Here is a 4,002-nt window from a genome sequence, read left to right as displayed (position 1 = left end):
TTTGCTTCAATTGCTGTGATTAAGTCATCGCTATTGATCTTGTAGGCCAACAGGCGTTCGGCATCCAGATTGACCTGATACTGGCGAACTTCACCGCCAAAAGAGAGCACATCGGTCACACCATCAACCGGCATTAATAACAGTTTTACCACCCAGTCGTTGAGGCTACGCAGTTGCATCACATCATATTCACTGCCAGGTTCTGCTTTTAACAGATACTGATAGATCTGCCCTAGACCAGAAGTATTTGGTCCCATTTCAGGAATACCTACACCGGCTGGGATCATCTCTTTAGCCACTTGCAGTTGCTCAAATACCTGTTGGCGGGCAAAGTAGATATCGGTACCTTCCTTAAACACAACCGTAATTCCGGCAAGGCCCGTTTTAGAGATAGAACGTACCTCTTCAACATCAGGCATAGCATACATAACCGACTCAATTGGGAAGGTGATGAGCTGTTCGACCTCTTCGGCAGCTAGCCCTGGAGCTTCAGCATTTACTGCAACTTGGATATTAGTTACATCAGGGAAGGCATCAAGATTAAGTCTGGGGATTAAAAATACGCTGCCAATTAACGCAGTGAATACGGCTATTACTACCAGAAGTCGGTTAGTAACTGACCAGGTTATTAGTCTGTTTAACATCTCGAAATCCTAGTGGTTGTGTATATCAAAGCCAGCTTTGGCTTGCTCTGAAGCGAGAAAAAAAGTGCCCGATGTGACGACCTTAGAACCTAGTGGCAAACCCTTAATAACGCGCCCCTCACCAGTCTCACGAATGACTTCTATTTCCTCAAATTTATACTCACCCGGGGATTGCTCGATAAAAACACCCCAGTCACCATCAGGGGTTCGGGTGAAAGCGGCTTCCGGTAGGTGTAACTGCCAAGTGTGTTTATCCAGTGGCATAAGGACCTGAGCAAATTGTCCCGGGTGGAGGCGATGCTCCTGATTATTAACACTGATTCGCACCATACGGGTACGAGTAACTTCATCCAGGCTATGTGCGAATTGCAGCAACTCCCCCTGATACGCATCAGCCCCAACAGTGAGAGAGATCGGTGTGCCCTTGCTCAGGTTTAAAGGCAGGTTAGGTGGTAGTTGTGCTTCCACCCAGACCGTTGTTTCATCGACCAGCGTAAATAAAGGGTCGCTGCTGCTGACTTGTTGGCCAATCAGAAAATCATCTTGTTGTACTACACCTGCATGCGGTGCCTTCAGTACAAACTGACCTAAAGGATGTTTGCTGGGCTGGTTCAGTTGGTTTTCGATCTCGCTGTTAGAAAGTCCAAACGCACTGACCTTAGTCAGACTTTGTTGGAAATTAGTTTGGGCCTGACTATAGCGGTTTTTACCCGCAAGGCTCTTGCCCAGTTTACGTACGATCTCCCACTCTTTCGCGTCATTTTTAAGGTCAGAGAAACGGTCTGCAAGTTCATCGGAAAACAGAGAAACCAACGGCTGCCCTTTAACGACATGATCACCTAACATGACATGGCGCTGAATTACGCGGACATCTGCTTGGGGGGAGACAATGCTGCTGTTATAGCGGTTAATTACGACTTCGCCTGGGACTATTCGGCTATCTGCTAGCAATACTGGCTTGAGTTTGGTGGTTTTCAGGTCGATCATCGCTTGCTGTTTGGCATTTAGATGAACAGTCCCTTCCTCTTCTTCATGTCCATGTTCATCTTCACTGCCGTGAGCATGCCCGTCGTTATCACTGTGCTCCTCTGCGGAAGCATTCTCATAACTTTCTTTATGCAGATATTCAGTTTCTTCAGCGTGATCATGCTCTTCTTCGTGTTGGTGTTCCGCTTCTTCGGCGTGATCATGCTCTTCATTGTGCTGGTGCTCGGATTCTTCGGCGTGGTCATGGCCTTCTTCATGCGGGTGTTCAGTTTCTGCGGCGTGATCATGACCTTCTTCATGATGGTGTTCGGCTTCTTTGGCGTGGTCATGGCCTTCTTCATGCTGGTGTTCAGTTTCTTCGGCATAATCATGGCTTTCTTCGTGCTTATGATCTGAATCTTCAGTGTGCTTTTCGTTGTCTTTATGCTGATGTGTAGGTGTTTTAATTGATTGCTGTTGAGCTGCTGCGTGGTTGCCTCCGGCAGAGGCATTGCCAACCAGAGTTGCTAGTAACAAATTGCTAACGAGTAAAGGTAGAGTTTTCTTTTGCATAACGAGTATCTCAGTGATGAAGGCCAATATTTATTGCTGATCTAACCAGTCTTGGAGTTGGTTGCTGATACTAAGCCAGTCAATCAGGCGGATATCGGATTCGGTATTCAAATTGATGTCTGCGGCCAGAGCTTGGTTCAGTTGCTGTAAGTTCTGCAGATAATTCGTGGTTGTCAGTTCGCCAAGCTTCCATAGCTTTTCCAATTGGCGATTCAATTGCACAAGGCTGCGTTGGCCGGGTTTTTGCCAGATTTGCTGTAATGACTGCTGTTGCTTCAAGCTGGACCAACTGCGTTCTAGCGCTGTTTCTGTATCTAGGCGTACTTGGGCCAAGGCTAAATCTGAGGTTTTGGCGCGGGCATTAGCGGCATCAACTTCAGCGCTATAGCTATTGCGAATATTCAGAGGAAAGCTGATGGAAAGTGCTATGACATCGTCATCACCATCTTGTCCAAACCCCAGCCCCAAGGTTGGTTCTGCTTTGCTCTCTTTGACCGATTGCTGCACTTTTAACTGTGCTTGCTGAGTTCTCATCCCATAAGTTCTTACAGCTAGATGCTGTTGGCTTAACTGTGTAAAGTCCGGTTGTTTAGGCAGGGTATAAGGTAGAGGTTGTGGCAAGGTTGGAATTAGATCACCCAACAAAACCGTTTGTTCAGCTTGAAAGTTGTGTAAGGACTGTTGTGCAGCCGCTTTCGTTTGTAATGCCTCGGATAAGGAGAGTTTTACTATATCCAGATCGATCTGGGTGGCATCGCCCGCATACAGTCGCTGTTGGGTTAGTTTGATTAGGCGTTGGCTGATCTTGAGCTGATCATCTGCGAGGGAAAGTAGGGCTTTAGCGCGACGGGTTTCCAGCAATAGTGTGAGGGCGCTCGCTGATATCTGATTTTCACTTTGTTGCTGTTCCAGCTTGGTAATTTGCTGCTGTAGAGCTGCTATTTGACTACGGGTATCTCGTTTATCAAATAGATCAATTGTCTGGCTGAGTGTTGCTTGGTAGGCACGTTCGTTCGTATCTTCGTAACTAAGTTCAATTTCAGGGTTATACACAGGCTGCTGCGCTGCAGTTAGTTCGGCATTAGCGGTCTTCACTTGGCTGTTGAGTTGTTGCCATTGTGGCGATTCAGCTAGGCGCTGTTGTAACTGTTGGCTCCAGTTTGCAGCGGTCTCTGCAAAAATTGGGGAAGAACTAGCAACCATTAGGCCTATGCCTATGGATCGAGTAATTATTTTTAGCTTCATATCAGGTCCCAAGCAAATAGCTCTTTTCTGGGTTAGATGAACAATGCCGGAGACTTTACATGGTGAAAATGATTTGAAACTGAATAAATGATATTCAGGATCACAAAGCTTCTGGGGGAAATAGAGGAGTATCAGCTGTGGAATAGGTACTGCAATAGAAAAACCTGTTAAGAATTTTTTCTATTAGTTCAAGTGATTGATCAAGCTGAGAACGTTATGCGTGTTGACGCGGCAATTGATAGTATTTTGTGTCTTATTTTCACTAAGTTGAAATTGCTCTGTTTAAGGTTGCTGTGCGACCACATATCACAATTCAAAGGCGCTCTTGAAAACGGCATAACAACTAGTCCAAAGATCCCGTCCCATAAAAAAGCCCTCATCACTGAGGGCTTTGGATTATTGGTTCATTAGATAATGTGCTATTGCTTCCAGATCTTCTTTTTGCATAAAGGAAGTACCATCTCTAACAACTTCCCCCATACTTCCTCCGAAGGCGTCACCATCATGCTTCAGGCCTGATTTTAACGCGTAAGCTAAATCTAATTCGGTCCAACCCTTGTCCAACAGCGCTTGC

At 46.1% G+C, this 4,002-nt stretch carries 3 protein-coding genes; all 3 read right to left on the bottom strand.

What is annotated here, in order from left to right; translation table 11 throughout:
* Nucleotides 1–644, bottom strand: a 644-nt coding sequence (locus GY843_RS19005) for an efflux RND transporter permease subunit (protein WP_297312037.1), incomplete at its 3' end; no start/stop codon positions are given.
* 9 nt (nucleotides 645–653) lie between these two features.
* Nucleotides 654–2,183, bottom strand: coding sequence for an efflux RND transporter periplasmic adaptor subunit (locus tag GY843_RS19000; RefSeq protein WP_297312035.1), 1,530 nt, complete (start codon nucleotides 2,181–2,183; stop codon nucleotides 654–656).
* Nucleotides 2,184–2,213: 30 nt separating this feature from the next.
* Nucleotides 2,214–3,428 (bottom strand): TolC family protein, encoded by a 1,215-nt coding sequence (locus GY843_RS18995; RefSeq protein WP_297312033.1) that lies wholly within the window; start codon nucleotides 3,426–3,428, stop codon nucleotides 2,214–2,216.
* Nucleotides 3,429–4,002: the final 574 nt, after the last annotated feature.

The organism is Neptuniibacter sp., assembly GCF_024231755.1.
Taxonomy (GTDB): Bacteria; Pseudomonadota; Gammaproteobacteria; order Pseudomonadales; family Balneatricaceae; genus Neptuniibacter.
This window is presented reverse-complemented; position numbering and strand designations above follow the sequence as displayed.

Bases quoted from the DNA above. Each gene is read 5' to 3' on its own strand.
- GY843_RS18995 (WP_297312033.1), bottom strand. From the start codon at position 3,428: ATGAAGCTAAAAATAATTACTCGATCCATAGGCATAGGCCTAATGGTT.
- GY843_RS19000 (WP_297312035.1), bottom strand. From the start codon at position 2,183: ATGCAAAAGAAAACTCTACCTTTACTCGTTAGCAATTTGTTACTAGCA.